Origin of the sequence: Hafnia paralvei (genome assembly GCF_020150375.1) — a bacterium.
GTDB classification, from domain to species: domain Bacteria; phylum Pseudomonadota; class Gammaproteobacteria; order Enterobacterales; family Enterobacteriaceae; genus Hafnia; species Hafnia paralvei.
On record NZ_CP083737.1, the window covers coordinates 4,241,106 to 4,257,199 of the forward strand.

Annotated in this window: 12 protein-coding genes; 2 read left to right on the forward strand and 10 right to left on the reverse strand. The window is 48.7% G+C overall.

Annotated features, from left to right (window positions below):
- Positions 1–115: 115 nt before the first annotated feature.
- Complete coding sequence (agp, locus tag K9N75_RS19625) at positions 116–1,429, reverse strand: bifunctional glucose-1-phosphatase/inositol phosphatase (protein ID WP_096080226.1); 1,314 nt, start codon at positions 1,427–1,429, stop codon at positions 116–118.
- Between the two features lie 226 nt (positions 1,430–1,655).
- On the opposite strand from agp, the gene K9N75_RS19630 reads away from it, so the two are divergent.
- A complete protein-coding gene (locus tag K9N75_RS19630; RefSeq protein WP_008815413.1) occupies positions 1,656–1,991 on the forward strand; it encodes a DUF2002 family protein in 336 nt (111 codons plus the stop codon).
- A 181-nt stretch (positions 1,992–2,172) separates the two neighbouring features.
- Here the strand turns inward: K9N75_RS19630 and K9N75_RS19635 are convergent, their stop codons facing one another.
- A complete protein-coding gene (locus tag K9N75_RS19635; protein ID WP_224452029.1) occupies positions 2,173–2,862 on the reverse strand; it encodes an LrgB family protein in 690 nt (229 codons plus the stop codon).
- The gene (locus K9N75_RS19640) at positions 2,859–3,299 is read right to left on the reverse strand and encodes a CidA/LrgA family protein (RefSeq protein ID WP_185922518.1); all 441 of its coding nucleotides are present in this window, start codon (positions 3,297–3,299) and stop codon (positions 2,859–2,861) included. The genes K9N75_RS19635 and K9N75_RS19640 overlap by 4 nt, the downstream gene beginning before the upstream one ends.
- A 146-nt stretch (positions 3,300–3,445) precedes the next feature.
- On the opposite strand from K9N75_RS19640, the gene K9N75_RS19645 reads away from it, so the two are divergent.
- Positions 3,446–4,360 (forward strand): LysR family transcriptional regulator, encoded by a 915-nt coding sequence (locus tag K9N75_RS19645; protein ID WP_008815415.1) that lies wholly within the window; start codon positions 3,446–3,448, stop codon positions 4,358–4,360.
- A 190-nt stretch (positions 4,361–4,550) separates the two neighbouring features.
- Here the strand turns inward: K9N75_RS19645 and K9N75_RS19650 are convergent, their stop codons facing one another.
- From K9N75_RS19650 to ssnA, 7 genes are all read right to left on the reverse strand, one after another.
- On the reverse strand, positions 4,551–6,197 hold the full coding sequence (locus K9N75_RS19650) for a Na+/H+ antiporter (RefSeq protein WP_004097049.1): 1,647 nt from the start codon (positions 6,195–6,197) through the stop codon (positions 4,551–4,553).
- A 254-nt stretch (positions 6,198–6,451) separates the two neighbouring features.
- Positions 6,452–7,819: an NCS2 family permease gene (locus K9N75_RS19655; protein ID WP_008815416.1), complete on the reverse strand. Its 1,368-nt coding sequence runs from the start codon at positions 7,817–7,819 to the stop codon at positions 6,452–6,454.
- A gap of 253 nt (positions 7,820–8,072) precedes the next feature.
- Entirely contained in the window at positions 8,073–9,389 is a 1,317-nt protein-coding gene (gene guaD, locus K9N75_RS19660; protein ID WP_008815417.1) for a guanine deaminase, read from the reverse strand.
- Positions 9,390–9,425: 36 nt separating this feature from the next.
- Positions 9,426–10,886, reverse strand: a complete 1,461-nt coding sequence (locus K9N75_RS19665) for a uracil-xanthine permease family protein (RefSeq protein ID WP_008815418.1) — start codon at positions 10,884–10,886, stop codon at positions 9,426–9,428.
- Positions 10,887–11,042: 156 nt separating this feature from the next.
- Positions 11,043–13,919 carry a molybdopterin-dependent oxidoreductase Mo/Fe-S-binding subunit gene (locus tag K9N75_RS19670; RefSeq protein WP_008815419.1) on the reverse strand — a complete coding sequence of 959 codons (2,877 nt, stop codon included), beginning with the start codon at positions 13,917–13,919 and terminating at the stop codon, positions 11,043–11,045.
- Position 13,920: 1 nt separating this feature from the next.
- Complete coding sequence (gene ygfM / locus K9N75_RS19675) at positions 13,921–14,697, reverse strand: molybdopterin-dependent oxidoreductase FAD-binding subunit (protein WP_008815420.1); 777 nt, start codon at positions 14,695–14,697, stop codon at positions 13,921–13,923.
- Positions 14,698–14,763: 66 nt separating this feature from the next.
- Positions 14,764–16,092 (reverse strand): putative aminohydrolase SsnA, encoded by a 1,329-nt coding sequence (gene ssnA, locus K9N75_RS19680; protein ID WP_039184926.1) that lies wholly within the window; start codon positions 16,090–16,092, stop codon positions 14,764–14,766.
- Positions 16,093–16,094 lie beyond the last annotated feature (2 nt).

Sequence of the window (16,094 nt, forward strand, 5' to 3'; positions counted from 1 at the left end):
CGTTAACAAGTTATCGTGCCAAAGTATCAGAACATCACTGAGATGACAAAGCAACAGTGGCTAAAGCCGCCTTCCAATGAACCTCCATCAAAAGGCGGTAACGAGCGGCTGCGTATTATTCCCCTTTAATATCTTTCGCTATTGCCGCCTTAAAATCATCCATCGGGCAAAAACCATTAGCATCAATTTTACACCCATCAATTTGCAATATGACACGCTGAGCCGGCGTCGGTAGAGACAACGGAGTCGCATTGCGGATCTGATCGGTCGACTGGTAAACATATTCAATCTTCATCAGATCGCGGTTATCTTTCTTATCATGCCAACGCTGAAACACAATTTTTCCGCTGATCGGTGTTTTCTCATATTGCTTCGGCAAGTCGTATGGGGCGGTTTTCATCGCGGCTAACAGAGAGGCAATGTTGGAGTCATGCCCCACCAGTACGGCAACCTTAGCTTTGTGCGCATCAGCGGCTAGTGCATTTGTATCTGGCGTACCCACCAGCGTTGCGCTTACGAAACGCATTAAAGGCGCCGCTGCATTCTGGGCGACTGCCGACGAGCCAAACAGAGTCTCATGATAGAGATTTTTTATTTCCTCTAACTGCTGCCACTGCTTCTCATCAGTAATCTGTCCCCAGGCCACGTCTTTCAACGGATAACCTTCGTAATACTGCAACATGAAACCATCTGAGGCACCGGTACCGACGCGTAACGGTCCCGTGATACCGGGCTCTTTATCCTGCACAATATTGACCGTATTCGGTTGATCTGCCAGAGAGCAGGTTTTCTTTTCGCTACAAACTTTCGATTGCCCATAGTCCATAACCTGCTGTAGCACCGCATAATTAGGTTTCAAGCGCTCATTAAGACCATCAATTCCCCCCGGCCCCGCATGCTGATTAATCGACTCGATAGCCTTTTGTTTAAACTCATCCGTCACTTTCGCAGTGATGATAGGATTAAACGTTGGATCCATAGTGCCGACTTTTTCCTGATGATTCACTTTCAGCGAACACTCAGGAAATGCGCCGCTCACAAAGCTTTTCGCCGTATCAATGGTGCGTGGCAAGCTATTCGCGTAGACAAATACCGAACCGGCAGTTGGGCATCCCTTTGCCGGCAGAATGCCGGTTTGGACTAACCAGTCGCGCATGTACTTACCGAATAAGGTTTCTACTTCTGCACCTTTAGGCGTCAGCAATCCCCCTTCAGTTTTCCATACCGGCCACTGATGCGGCGTCGATTCTGCCAGAATATCGCCATAGCCCACTAATGGCGCTCGGATACCATGACGACTAAAAATAAGAACCTGCTCAAGCTGGTAACCCTCTGGCGTTGCATTGCTTGGTTCAGCGGCTTGAGCCCCAAGGGGGAGCAATAAAGCCAGCGTACTTAACGCAAAAAAGCCTTTTGTTATTCTTTTCATTTGTCTGTTTCCTTATACAAATTGAAGGGTTACCTACCGAAATACACACAAGTGAGTGTAGATAGCTTTCCATATTGAGTTATTGGCAAGCTTCACATAACGAGATTTATCATTTTCGAGTTGCTGATAAATATGGTGAATTTCTCTTCCAGATAAGTCCGGTTGTCCCACAGTTTCAATCCGCTATGGTCAGTGCCTATGATAGAGAACAATGGGAGAGTCAGACATGTATTTGCGCCCTGACGAAGTGGCACAAGTCCTTGAGAAAACAGGTTTTATCAGAGACTGCGTCACCGATAAAGCGTATGGTTTTCACAAAGGTGAACACTATGTTTACGTCAATCGTGAGGCCAGAATGGGCCGAACAGCGCTGGTCATTCACCCAGCGCTAGGGCAGAAAAGTCTCAAATTTGCCCATCCTGCTGAACCACTACGCAGCAGCGTGGCTTACACCCGCTTCCCACAAGACCCGCATGCGGTAGAAACAGCGTTCATTGGCATTCCGCATGGATTTACCTCGCGCGCGCGTTTAAGCCAATATCTTGAAAAAATGTTCCAGTAATTCACTGTAAAATCGCAAAAAAAACCTCTGCCAGCGGGTGCATGGCAGAGGCAAACTCTTGCAGCTATAGTGCTGTTTTATACCTTAAATAATTCGAGTAGCATTGAGGCGGCCAGTGAACGCAGCCAACAAAAAGGCAACTTGAAATATGACGGGTATACAGGCTTATTATTGAAATTTATTACCACATCAGATGAGCAATTAACGGGGCGAGTACCACCGTGACGACGCCAGCTAACATCATGACCAGACTTGAAACTACTCCTTCCGTTTGCCCTATTTCATAAGCTTTGGCTGTTCCTGCGCCGTGAGACGACGCCCCTAACCCTGCGCCCTTCGCCATACCGCTGCGTACCGCGAGCCGAAGAAACAAAATATCGCCAATGGCCATACCAAATACGCCGGTAATGACGACAAACAAGGCGACTAAATCCGGCTGCCCTCCCATTTGCTTAGCAGCCTCTAATGCAAATGGCGTCGTGATAGAACGGACAGCGAGGCTGCGTTGTACTTCTTCAGACAGAGTAAACAACCGTGCCAGCCACACAGAGCTGCACACGGCGACAATAGTGGCCGTGATAACCCCCGCGCTCAGCGACATCCAATGTCGGCGGATAATCGCCATATTTTCATAAACAGGCACGGCAAACGCGATAGTTGCTGGCCCTAACAGCCACAGCAGCCAATGGTTCTCTCCCATGTAATCCTGATAGGAAACGTGGGTTATGACCAAGAAAAGCACCAGAATCAATGGCGTTAAAACCAGTGGCATCATCCAGATACTGTGTAGACGGCGATAGATTTTCTTATTGGCAAAATAAAGCCCAAGCGTCATCAATAAGCAAAGGATGCTGATAGTTAAACTGCTCATGCGATATCTCGTTTATGTGCTGCCGTTTGTTTCTTACGCTGCATATAAATTTCGAAACGATAGACTTTATCCACAACCAGAGCAGTCAACCCGAGCGTCAGCATAGTGCTCACCGCAATAACGGCAAAAATCCGCCAGCCTTCTATCATTAACAATGAGGCATAGTTCACGACCGCAACCACCGCAGGCACAAAAAACAGCAGCATTTCAGCCAGCAGCCAACGCGATCCTGCTTTCACCCATTTAATCGGCAAGACACGTAAAACGATCATCGCCAATAACATCAACATACCTACGATATTCGCCGGAAGTGGTAAATGAAATTGCACCACAACCCATTGCGCAACCAGAAAGAGTCCGGCATACAAAGCGACCTGAATAGGCACCTGTAAACGACTAAGGACGAACGGCGCGCGAGAGCGCAACGCCAGAGACATGGGTAACCTCAGAATGAGAAAAATGTGAATGAGCGCACAGTATAGGCAAGAAACAATACCTGCATAAAATGAATTAATATTATTGCCATCATGCCAAATTGGCATACTTTAGGGTTTAACAACTCACATCGTTCTCAGGAGAGATCATGGATGTCAGAACGCTGCGCTATTTCGTAGAAGTGGTACGCCAACAAAGCTTTACCCGCGCTGCAGAAAAACTGTTCGTTACTCAGCCAACCATCAGCAAAATGCTGCGTAATTTAGAAGATGAGCTGGGTTGCTCATTGATAATCCGTGAGGGGCGCCGACTACATCTCACCGACAGTGGACAAGCCGTTTACCAGCGAGGTTTGGCGATCCTCGATCAGTTTAGTCAGCTAAAAGCTGAACTTGAGGATATTGGTACGCTCAAACGCGGCCAGCTTAAATTGGGTATCCCTCCAATGGTCGGAACACAAATGGCAGGGCTAATAAGCGAGTTCCGTCAGAACTACCCAGGGATTGAATTAATTATCTCCGAGTTTGGGGGGCTTACCGTTGAACAAGCATTGCTATCCGGCGAGTTGGATTTAGCACTAACGGCTCTTTCCGGCGATATCGACCCTGCAATTGCCTCACTGCCGCTGTTCAGCCATCCTCTATGCGTGTTGTTACCCCGCTCTGAGGTCTGGCTAGGGCGTACCAGTATCCATATGGAAGAGCTAGCAGAGCAAAACATTTTGATCTACAACGAAGATTTTGCACTCTATAAACAACTCATGCAGGCTTTTGCTGCTCACAATGTGAGCCCACAAATAGCCGTGCGTAGCGGTCAGTGGGATTTCCTCGCCGCGATGGTTCAAGCTAATGTAGGGATTGCCATTCTGCCCGAACCCATTTGCCAACGGCTCGACCCGAAAACACTCTTATGGCTTCCTCTAGAACCGAAACTCATGTGGGAACTGGGCTTGATTTGGTGTGAGGGGCGTTATTTATCTCACAGTGCGCAGGCGTGGATTGCCCGCTGTCGAGAGTTTTGGCCAAACGGCGTGATGCATCCAGAGTGGATAACGTTGAAGTAATGGACACCTATCGAGTTGCGGCTTTATCTCTCCAGACTGAAACGTGAAAGAAATAAAAACGGCGCATAAAAAGGGAGCACGCTCTGGTACTCCCTTGTTGAACACCTACCACCATCCATGAAGCATGAAATGACCTATGCAGTCAGATGGGCGCAACGCGACATCGTTTTGCCCACATAGGCAACACGTATTAGCTCTTCTCCACCAACAATGCCTCCAGCAAATCCAGATCGTGCAGCAACTTCTGCAAGGTCTCATTACTGATTTTTTGGGTAGCACGTAAGTGGTAAAGCTCACCGCGTTCTGCACGTAGCGCGGTAAGTCGGAAACGACGCTCAAGGTTCTCGACCTTGCGCATCTCTTCTGCATTCTCTTTGGTACTGATACGGCGGCGTAAACTCCCGATCACGCGAGAGCTGACTTCGGTCAGTAGTTGAGGATCGATATTCTCTTCGGTATCAACTTCCAAACGTTCCTGCATTTTCTTCAGGCTTTCAATCGCAACTTCTGCCGTAACAGATTTTGCCATTGTCTCTTCATCACGATAGGTGTTGCTATCCGTAACCTCCATCCCCTTCAGCAGCAGAGGTAATATAACTACCCCCACAATAAGGGAGAAAAGAATCACACCAGTAGCAATGAATACCAGCTGATATCGTCCAGGGAATGGCGTTCCATCGGTCAAGAATAGCGGTATTGAAAGCACACCAGCCAGAGTAATCGCTCCGCGAACCCCAGCGAAAGAGGCAATCCACAGGTCACGTAAACTGTAGCTGGCAAACTGGAGTGGATTACGTTTCATAAAACGCAGGCTCAGACGGCGCATGCACCACAGCCACAGGAATCGTAATACCAGCAGAACCGCATACACTAATGCGACATCAGCAAACAAATACCATGTCTGAATCGTCGGGTCTCGTTCTGCCTGAATGATCGAGCTTTCGAGGATCCCCGGCAACTGCAAGCCCAACATGATGAAAACCATGCCGTTAAACACAAATTCCAACATCGCCCACACGCTGTTTGCACGCAGGCGCATTGTCAACGGTGCATTACGTATAACGCCCGATTGGCTGATCGTCATACCCGCAGCGACGGCGGCCAAAATCCCCGAGACGCCAGCATGTTCAGCGATCAGATAACTAGCAAAAGGCAACAGCATCAGAAGGACAATTTGCGTTGCAGGATCATCGCCAGACCAGCGGCTCATAACCCGTAACGATTTACTGTAAAGCCACGTCACCGCGACACCGGCCAACAAACCACCGATAGCCACTTTCAGGAACTCAAGCGTTGCGCCTCCCACGGTGAACACCATGGTGCCCATCGCTACGGCAATCGCAAATTTGAGAGCCACTAGACCTGACGCATCGTTCATCAGGGCTTCGCCTTCCAATACACCCATAATGGTTTTTGGAATACGTCCCTTGCCAACAATCCCACCTAACGCCACGGCATCCGTTGGCGATAGCACAGCGGCCAATGCAAATGCGGCAACCAAAGGAACCTCTGGCAGCAAGATATGCAGAAAATACCCCACGCCAACGACCGTAATTAATACCAACACCAGAGCCAGACCTAGAATCTCACGCCCGTGATGTAGAAACTCTCGCGTTGGGGTTTTCCATCCGTCAGCAAATAGTAACGGAGGAATGAATAGTACGAGGAAAAGTTCAGGATCAAAGTCAACGTGAAGGCCAAAATGCGGCCAAGCGAGCAGAGCCCCGATAGCGATCTGCATCAGCGGCAACGGTATCTGAAATGGCAACATACGCGTTACCACCCCAGACAAAGAAACCACTAGGATCAGGATCAAAATAGTAAAGAAGATTTCCATGCTTTCCTTAGTCTCACTACAAAGTACAACCGCATTTTGCTCATTAATACCGTGTCAAACATATCACTTTATGAATTTTGTCCTAAAGGAAAAAGTGTGCAAATAGCCTGAGAATTACCTGAAAGTAACCAATGGTATTATTTCTGTTGAAGATTACTATGACAATTCCGAGTACACAAAAAATAAAGGCGCCCCGAAGGACGCCCTTAATGTTATTCGTGAACAACTAATGCTAAACGCTAAACCTGCTGACGTTAGATAGCCCAACCACCAGCATAGAACGCCACCAATGCAATCGCGATAATCACGGTTCCAATGTTCAGTTTGCGCCATTCATTAGAGAATATTCTCCCGACAACCAGAGTCGTGAACCCCAGCATAATGCCGGTAACAATGTTACAGGTCAGCACGATAAACACTGCACATACCAGACCAGACATGGCATCAACGAAGTCGTTAAAGTCGAGTTTAGAAACGTTACTCAACATCAGCAGGCCAACATACATTAACGCTGGCGCAGTAGCATATCCTGGAACCAGATAAGACAGAGGAGACAGGAACAAAATCAGCAGGAATAAAATGCCAACAACAGTGGCAGTCAAACCGGTTTTGCCCCCCGCGGCCGTCCCCGCGGCTGACTCAATGTATACCGCTGCAGGAGATGCTCCCACAAAACTGGAGATAATGCTGCTCACGGAGTCAGCGGTTAATGCTTTTCCGCCGTTGATAATCTGCCCATCTTTGTCTAACAAATTCGCTTGCCCCGCCACCGCACGAATCGTACCGGTAGCATCAAACACCGCCGTCATGACCAGTGCCAGAACGCTTGGCAGAACCACCGGTTTCAGAGCCCCCATGATATCTAAGCTAAAAATCAATGAAGAGCCATCTTCGGCAGTTAGGCTTGGTAATGCAAACAACCCTTGATATTTCACGCTAGGGTCAAAAATCAGCCCGACAATAGAAATACCGATAATCACTAGCAGAATGCCGCCGGGAACTTTCAGCTTTTCCAAACCAAAAATGATAGCCAACCCAAGCAGAGACATCATCACAGGGAAAGAAGTAAATGCGCCCAACGCAACTGGCAGACCTTCGATCGGATTCTTGATAACTAAACCCACACCGTTCGCGGCAATCAGCAGTAAGAATAAGCCGATACCAATCCCTGTACCGTGTGCAATCCCCATCGGTAAGTTTCTCAGTATCCACGAACGAATCCCAGTAACTGAAATCAGGGTGAACAGAACCCCCATAAGAAACACAGCGCCTAAGGCAACAGGGATACTAATATGCTGCCCAAGCACCAAGCTAAACGCGGTGAATGCCGTCAATGAAATCGCACAGCCAATCGCCATTGGCAGATTCGCCCACAATCCCATCAGTAATGAGCCAAAAGCAGCCACCAGACAGGTCGCAACAAACACGGCGGCCGGAGGAAAACCCGCTTTACCCAACATACTTGGCACAACGATGACCGAATAGACCATCGCTAAAAAGGTCGTAAGGCCAGCCAGTACTTCTTGGCGAACACTGCTTCCCCGTGCAGAAATTTTAAAGTAAGCGTCAAGCGAACCGCCCGATTTACCCGCAGACCCTTCTTGAGATGCATTGCTAGACATATTGATGTCCTCTGAGTGTTTTAACATTGCGCATGATGACAATAATTTTGTTCAAGATAATGAACGCCTGAACCTGCATTTTTCTTATTACCGTAACTTTGCGATATCCATTTGCGGTACTTATTAGTGCAACAAAAACCGCAAAGCAAACGATTACCCCATCAAGCACATCAGTCATAAAAATGGGACGGTTATTTAAGGCAAACGATTATCTGGCCTCTAAACCGTCATTTCAACAAAAGAAATCGACATTTTAGGTGCGTTCGTACACTAATTGTCCATCGACATAGGTTCTGTAGATTGAACGGTCGTCTCCGAGCGTCATCATCACAAATAATTTGTCCATGAGCGTCACAGAGTTATCGTAACGAAGCTGCTGCAATGGCGTTGCCGTTGGCTCTAAAACAACAAAATCAGCCTCTTTGCCCACGTTGAAATTACCGATGATGTCATCCAGCCCCAATGCCTTCGCGCCACCGAGCGTCGCTAAATAAAACGCTTCATACGCCGACATTCGCCAGCCTTGAAGTTGCATCACCTTGTAGGCTTCATTCAGGGTTTGCAGCATATTGAACGTGGTTCCGGCTCCGATATCCGTTCCCATCCCCACCTTAATCTGTTTATGCCATGCTTTTTTCAGATTGAATAAGCCGCTGCCAAGATACAGATTAGACGTCGGACAAAACGCAATTGATGAACCACTATCACGCAGACAATCCCATTCCTGCTCTTCCAAATGAACACAGTGAGCAAACACGCTGTTTTTTCCGGTCAGCCCATAATGGTGATAAACATCGAGATAGTTTTTACGATCTGGATACAGGGATTTCACCCATGCAATTTCATCTTTATTTTCGCAGAGGTGAGTATGCAGATAAGTGTCGGGATATTCTTCACGTAGCCGTTGCGCCATCGCCAATTGCTCTGGCGTGGAGGTTGGCGCAAAACGTGGCGTAATGGCATAGAGTAAACGCCCGTTACGATGCCAGCGTTCAATCAACGCTTTGCTTTGGGTGTAGCTGGTTTCAGCTGTATCGAGCAGGTAGTCAGGCGCATTACGATCCATCATGACTTTGCCAGCGATCATGCGCATATTGATGTTATGAGCGGCTTCAAATAAAGCGTCAACGGATTCGGGATGCACGGTGCCAAACACCAACGCAGTCGTCGTACCATTGCGCAAAAGTTGTTTGATAAAGAAAGCCGACATCTCACGCGCATACTCAATATCGTTATAACGGCGTTCGGCTGGGAAAGTGTGCTTATTCAACCATTCCAACAGCTGCTCACCATAGGCTCCAACCATTTCACTTTGTGGATAATGGATGTGAGTATCAATAAAGCCTGGAACAATCATCTTGCCGCTATAGTCACGAACACGAATGCCTTCAGGTATGAGATGTTTCCCTTCCTCCCATTGACCAAACCACTCTACTTTCCCACTACGGACAAGCATTAAGCCGTCTTCAATAAAACGGAGATGAGATTCAATCTCCTCGGGCTGTTCTACTGTTTTTACAATGTCTAAAAAATTACCGCGTATCGCTTTTAAAGATTTTTGTTCAGACATGATCCTTTCTCCATTACATGTCAGAGTGGCAAACCATTATTTCGCTTGAGTAAAATTCTCGGTCACAGGCTTAATTAGCTCTTCCAACTCATCTTCCTGACCATATTTTTTCACATGTGGGATCAATAAGTTAAGAATGATGGCGGTTACACCTCCCGCGCAGATAGGGTTTTCGAACAACACATAGACAGAATCAGGAAGCACGCGGAAAATTTGTGGGTCATAGGAAACACCGAGCCCAATTCCAAGTGCCGTGGCCACAATCAACGTTTCACGCCGATCCATACCGCCACACAAAATAATTTTTATCCCCGCTAGAGCAATCATGGAAAACATCAGCGTCATCGCCCCACCAAGAATTGGCGCAGGAATCGTCGTAAAAAATCGTCCGATAACAGGGAACAATCCCAGTATCACCAAGATCGCAGCGATGTATTTACCGACATGACGTGATGCAACGCCGGTCATCTGGATAACCCCATTGTTTTGCGCAAAAGTGGTTAATGGCAGTGAGCCCAGAGCACAAGCGATAACTGAAACCAAACCATCCGCTAATACGCCACCGGATAACCGCTTGTCATACTCCTCTCCCACGATAGGTCGTTCGGAGATAATGGCCGTTGCCGTTATGCTACCGACGGCTTCTAAAATACTTAATAGATAGATAGTGGCCGCGACTAAAAACGCGTGGAAATCAAATGAGAATCCATATTTAAACGGTTGAGGGATCGTGATGAGGGGAAGATCTTTCAACGTAGAGAAGTCGACAATCCCCATAAATAGCGCACAGATATAGCCAACAACCAGCCCGATCGCGATCCCCCCCATCCGCAGCAGTGCATTCTGGCAACAGTTAAAACCGATAACGACGCACAACACCAGAAAGCCCAGCCCCAGATTTTGATAGCTACCGAAGGAGCCATCGCCTTTTGCCGGTAATCCGCCACCGAAATCAATAATCCCGACCTTGATCAGGCTAAGGCCGATCATCAGGACCACCACGCCGCTGACCGTTGGGGTGATCACTCGTTTTAGATAGGGTAAAACCTGCGAGGATGCGACAACCAAGAAAGCCCCGACAAAGGCAACGCCCAACAAAGAGGAGATGATCGCCTGCTCATCTAGCCCTTCTTTTTTCATCGAACCGCCTAGTGCAATCATGACGGTAACGAAGGAGAAGTTCACAGACTGAATGGAAAGCAAACCTGAGCCAACACGCCCAAATCGGTTTACCTGAATGAAAGTGCCAATACCGGAGGCAATCATTGCCATAGAAACCAGATAGGCGGTGATTTCTGGCGATAATCCAAGTGCCGTGCCGACAATCAACGCAGGCGCTACCATCGGGACAAAAATAGCCAACAGGTGAGTTACCGCACCAATCAACATTTCATGTAACGGCGGCTTGTCATCTAGATGATAAATAAGCTCAGAGTCACTCGCATAGGGGTGCTCTTGTTTAACGGTTTTATCTGCAACTTGCTGTACATCAGACATTTTCTACTCCAGTGAGAAATTTAATATCTGATTCAATAAATGCGGGAAAAACCATGCAGAAACCCTGCCCGGATTAAATTAAATCCAGACTTAAGTCCATGCTTAGTTAACTATTGAATCGTAGAGATGCGGGGATTACCCCGCATCTTATTACGCTTACGCCTCGAGTTTATTCAGTCCTCGGAGGATTTTTTCCGGCGTGAAATGCCACTCTCGCAACCAGACGCCGCATGCATCGTGAATCGCCGTCGCAATGGCAGGAGCTGCGCCGTTTACACCGATCTCAGAAATCGACTTCGCACCAAAAGGTCCAACCTTGTCATCGCTTGGCACCAAAAATGCGCGGAAGTCACGTGGTATATCGCCAATCTTCGGCGCACCGTAGGTTTGTAGATCGCGGGTAATCGGATTACCGGTTTTGTCGTAAATCAACTTCTCGGTCAGGCTATGCCCGATAGCTCGCATTGACGCGCCATAGATTTGCCCTAACGCCAGTTCTGGGTTTACCGGTGTACCGCAATCGAGCAGGGCGTAAAACTTATCGAGTCTAATCTCACCGGTGCGCACGTTAACGGCAACCTCGGCAAAATTAGCGCCGAATGGGAAAGCAAAATCAGGGGTAATATAGCTCGCCGTCGCCACCAAAGTACCAAAACCCGTTCCTGTTTCGGCCTTATGAGCAATCTCGGCAAAGCTCACCTCGCCTTGCTTTCCTCGCACAATGCTTGGAGCCACAATAGTCACGTCCTCAATGGGCTCACCCAGCATCTGGGCTCCATGGAAGCGGATTTTCTCTTTCAGATTTTCAGCCGCCTTCTTGGCCGCATTACCTGAGAAACAGGTTCCCGAGGACGCATAAGCCCCCTTATCAAAGAGCGCGTGATCGGTATCACCCGAAATCACATGCACATCAGCCAGCGGACAACACAGCACTTCGGCGGTAAGTTTGGTCACAACCGTATCAAGGCCGGTACCAATATCAGCGCCACCGGAATGAACGATAATCGTGCCGTCAGACTCCAGCTTCACCATACAGTTTGCTTGGTCGATATCTGGGATCCCCGACTTTTGCATGATGATCGCAACACCCTGACCAATCCTCCAATCGCCCTGCGGAGCTTTATTCTCGCCCCAGTTCATCAGCTCGCGCCCTTTGCGCAAAATAGGCTCCAACGCACAGCTAGCCGCCGTTGGTACCGACGTCGGCATTTTCCCTTCGCCGATGGCCCCCAAAATCTTCAGCTCTTGCCCCTCAGTAACTCGGTTAAGCTCGATCATGTCCAGCAGATCGATATCAAGCTGCTCGGCCAACTCGGCTAACGCCATAGTGAGTGCAAAGTTACCTTTTGGTGCGCCATAGCCTTGATACGCCCCGGTTGGGCAAATGTTGCTGTAGTAAGTCGTGACTTGGAAATTAACGTTGTCGCAAGGGTATAGTGGCAAAGAAAGTGCTGGGCCGTTGCTTGGAACGGTAAGCGAGTGGTTACCATAAGGGCCGGTATTGGCACGGAAATCCATATCGATGGCAGTCAGCTTGCCCTCTTTCGTGGCGCCAATTTTGACCTTAACTTTGGCAACGTGCCGTGTCGTGTTGCTGATAAACTCTTCTTCGCGAGTGTAGTGGAAATAGACCGGGCGACCCGTAACGCAGGTTGCCCATGCGCATACTTCCTCTAGCAAAATATCTTGCTTAGACCCAAACCCGCCACCGACGCGCTCTTTGATAACATGAACTTTATTTTGTTTGAGCCCAACCAAGCGCGCGACCTGACGCCGAACATGCCATGGCACCTGAGTAGATGCGTGGATCACCAATCGTTCACCGTCCATGTAGGTGAAACAAATGTGGGTTTCTGTCGGACATTGCTGCGCCTGCGTAGACTCATACGTGCGCTCAATAACAACATCTGCCTGAGCAAATCCCTTCTCAACGTCCCCAATACGGCCGTGCACGCCTGCGGCTATATTTTTATGTGGCTTCGCACCAATCGGGAAGTTGATGATCATGTGCTCGCCCCGCGTCGCCGAGCCCCGATTCTGCACCTCAAGGTCAGCCGGTGCGCCATTGACATAAACAATAGGCTCATCGTGAACCAGCGGAGCATCTTCAGCCATTGCCTCATCAATCGACATCACTGGCTGTAACACTTCAAAACTGACGTCGATCAATGCCAATGCGGCTAGAGCGATCTCTTCACTTTCAGCCACTACTGCGGCGACACGATCTCCCACGTGACGCATCTTTTTACCAAACATCCTGCGATCTAGCGGCGAAGGTTCTGGTGCACTTTGTCCGCCAGGTGTGTAGTAAATGTCTGGGCAGTTCAAGTGCGTAATGACATGCACCACGCCTGGCAAGGCTTCTGCTTTGCTAACGTCTAAATGTGTAATCAATGCATGAGGATGTGGACTACGCAGCATCTTGATGACACAGGCATTTTCAGGAATACGATCCTCAACATAACAAGGTTTAGCCTGCACCATTTTGGCAGAATCGACCTTTGGGCACAGCTTGCCTACCACCTGAAGATCGTCACGAAACTCAGGGGCAATTTCGCGCTGGCAAAAAGGATCGCTCATGCGCGCCTGCGCTAGCTCAACAACCTGATAAAACTGCTGATAGCCTGCATCTCGGCTAAATAACCCCGACAACGCATCGTCGATCTGCGAACGTGAAGGTGAGGAAATACGCTCAAGGAGATCGGTCAGGATCAGTGCAGCAGCAGGATCATTGTATCCCGACTGCACAATGCCCACATCGACCATGGCTTGCTGAACTGGACTAAGCTGATTCCAAGTTCCGAGCGATTCGGCGGTACGTACCACAGAACCGTCAAGCTGAGCGGCGATCAATAGAGAAGCATTGACAATCACGCCATCAAAAATGATCGCATCTGAACCCGCAAAACCAAAACCGTCATCACTATTACGGACAGAATGCAGCCCCAGATTGAATAAGATTTTTTGTACATTATCGCCCGGCTCGCATGACAGCGTGCGTGGCGTACCGTTTAGCGTAAAGCGAATGTTCATATCACTTTTCCTCACTCATCTGTTGGCAATCAGCCAGCAGTTCTGCAACGACAACACCCGCGATATAACGCTTGTATGCTTCGCTGCCTCCGATATCAGCACGTGGATGAATGACATCGCTCACGGCTTTTTCTAATGCATCATCACTAAGACCGCGCGACTCCACATCGCGTAACCGGATGGGCTGCTCTGAGACACCGTCCAATGCAATTTTCATTTCACCTTTGGAGGTTAATGCAACGGCCGCAGTGACCACCGCTAGCCCAGCGGCAGAACGGGCAACTTTACGCGTTGCGCAGCGACGATAAGGATCGGGCAGGATCACTTCGAGCAGCAGATCGTCGCGATCGTGACATACATACTCTTCTAAGCTCAGTGTCTCACCGGTCGCTGTAATGACTTGGGCATCTAATGCATACAAAACGGGCAGTAAAACACGTTCTTTTTGCTTGGCCACCGCTTCACCCGCCAGCGAAGCCTGATTACGCAAATGACGAGAGTAGATAAAACCGAGCGCGTTGCGCAGCGACTCTGGGATTAACGGAGTATCAATGAGAGCCTGTAATTTAATCTGAGCACCAATATGCAGTTGACCTTGCTGCCAACTCACTTTATTGAGCCCTAATTTTGATAAATCGATAGCGATCTTTTTTGTGGTTTTGGTCGGTGTCGCATTGAGTTTGCTCCCTCCGCCAAAATAGACCGCCTGATCCTGAAACTGGCGCTTGAGCTCAAGCGCCTGCTTTACAGATTCTGGCCGATAAAATTGCTCAATCATTTTTCATCCTCTTGTTATTCTCCCCATAAAGGGCAAACCGCCCCTCAATAAGGGGCGGTATAACATTTATGCCAATGAATCCATCCGCTTCCATAAGCGCTCTGCGACCTTGTTGGCCTCAGCATAGATTGGCGCGACATCAAACGGGAACTGGCCGTTTTCATAAACAAAGCGCCCTTCTACCATCACACTTTTCACACTGCCTGCCCCCATGCCGAAAGCAAGATGCCCGCCGATATTCTGTGCGGCCAAAGGCGTAGGTTCTGGATAATCGCAAACGGTGAGATCGGCTTTATATCCCGCCTCTAAGCAGCCAAAACGCGCACTGAAGTTACGTTCCAGCAAGCGGTTGCCGTTCCATAGGAAACGAGTAAAACTGTCTGGCCATAGCGGCCCACCCGCATCGCGATGTTTAAAGAACGCAAATTTCAGTTCTTCAAACATATCTGAGCCAATACCGTCCGTGCCCAACGCTAAATTCCGGTACTCGCCAATACGATGGTTATAGCCAACATGGTTATTCATATTCGAGCGGGCGTTATGTACCAAAAACGCATCCTGCTGATTGATGATTTCAATATCTGCAGGTGAGAGATATAAACCATGTGCCACCAGTGTTTTAGCGTCGATCAGGTCATGCTCAGCGAGGCGGACGATTAAATCCTTACCGTATTTATCGTGGCTGTGGGAGACGTCATAGCTATCTTCCGCCGCGTGGATATGGAGACCGCGTCCCGTCGCCTTAATGGCTTCACGCAGCATATCCAAACCTGCATCTGATACGGTGAAAGGCGCATGAGCACCGATGTGCGCTTCAACCAAATAGGGTTCATCCCCACGTTTTTTAGCTGAGTCGATCTGTTGCGCAAAAGCGATGTTTTCCTCAACGCCGGCCTGAAGCTCTTTATTGCCACCGTTGCGATCGGTTGTTTCAAAACAGGTCATGCCACGCAGACCCGCTTTGATAAAACCTTTGCGTAACGTGTTAAGTGACCCAGCAATGTAGTTTGGCGACGCGTGGTGATCGATAACCGCCGTACAACCGCTCTTAATGGCTTCCAGTGAACAAATCAGCCCGCTGTAATACAGAGATTCCTCATCTAAAGCGCGATCTAAACGCCACCAGAGATTTTTCAGCGTAGAGATGAAGTCTGGACTTGGCGCGATATTGGCCATAATCCCGCGCGACAGGCCAGAGTAAAAATGGTTATGCGCACACACAATTCCAGGCATCACCAGTTTTCCCTGCATCTCTTTGACCTGAGCCTGCGGGTATTTAGCCGTTAACTGATGACCCACTTCTTTTATCAACGCCCCTTCAACCGCAATATCTACACCGTGCTGCACCGACGCAGGTTCAAACTGCACAGCAGTGACATTTTTAAGAATCAGCATCA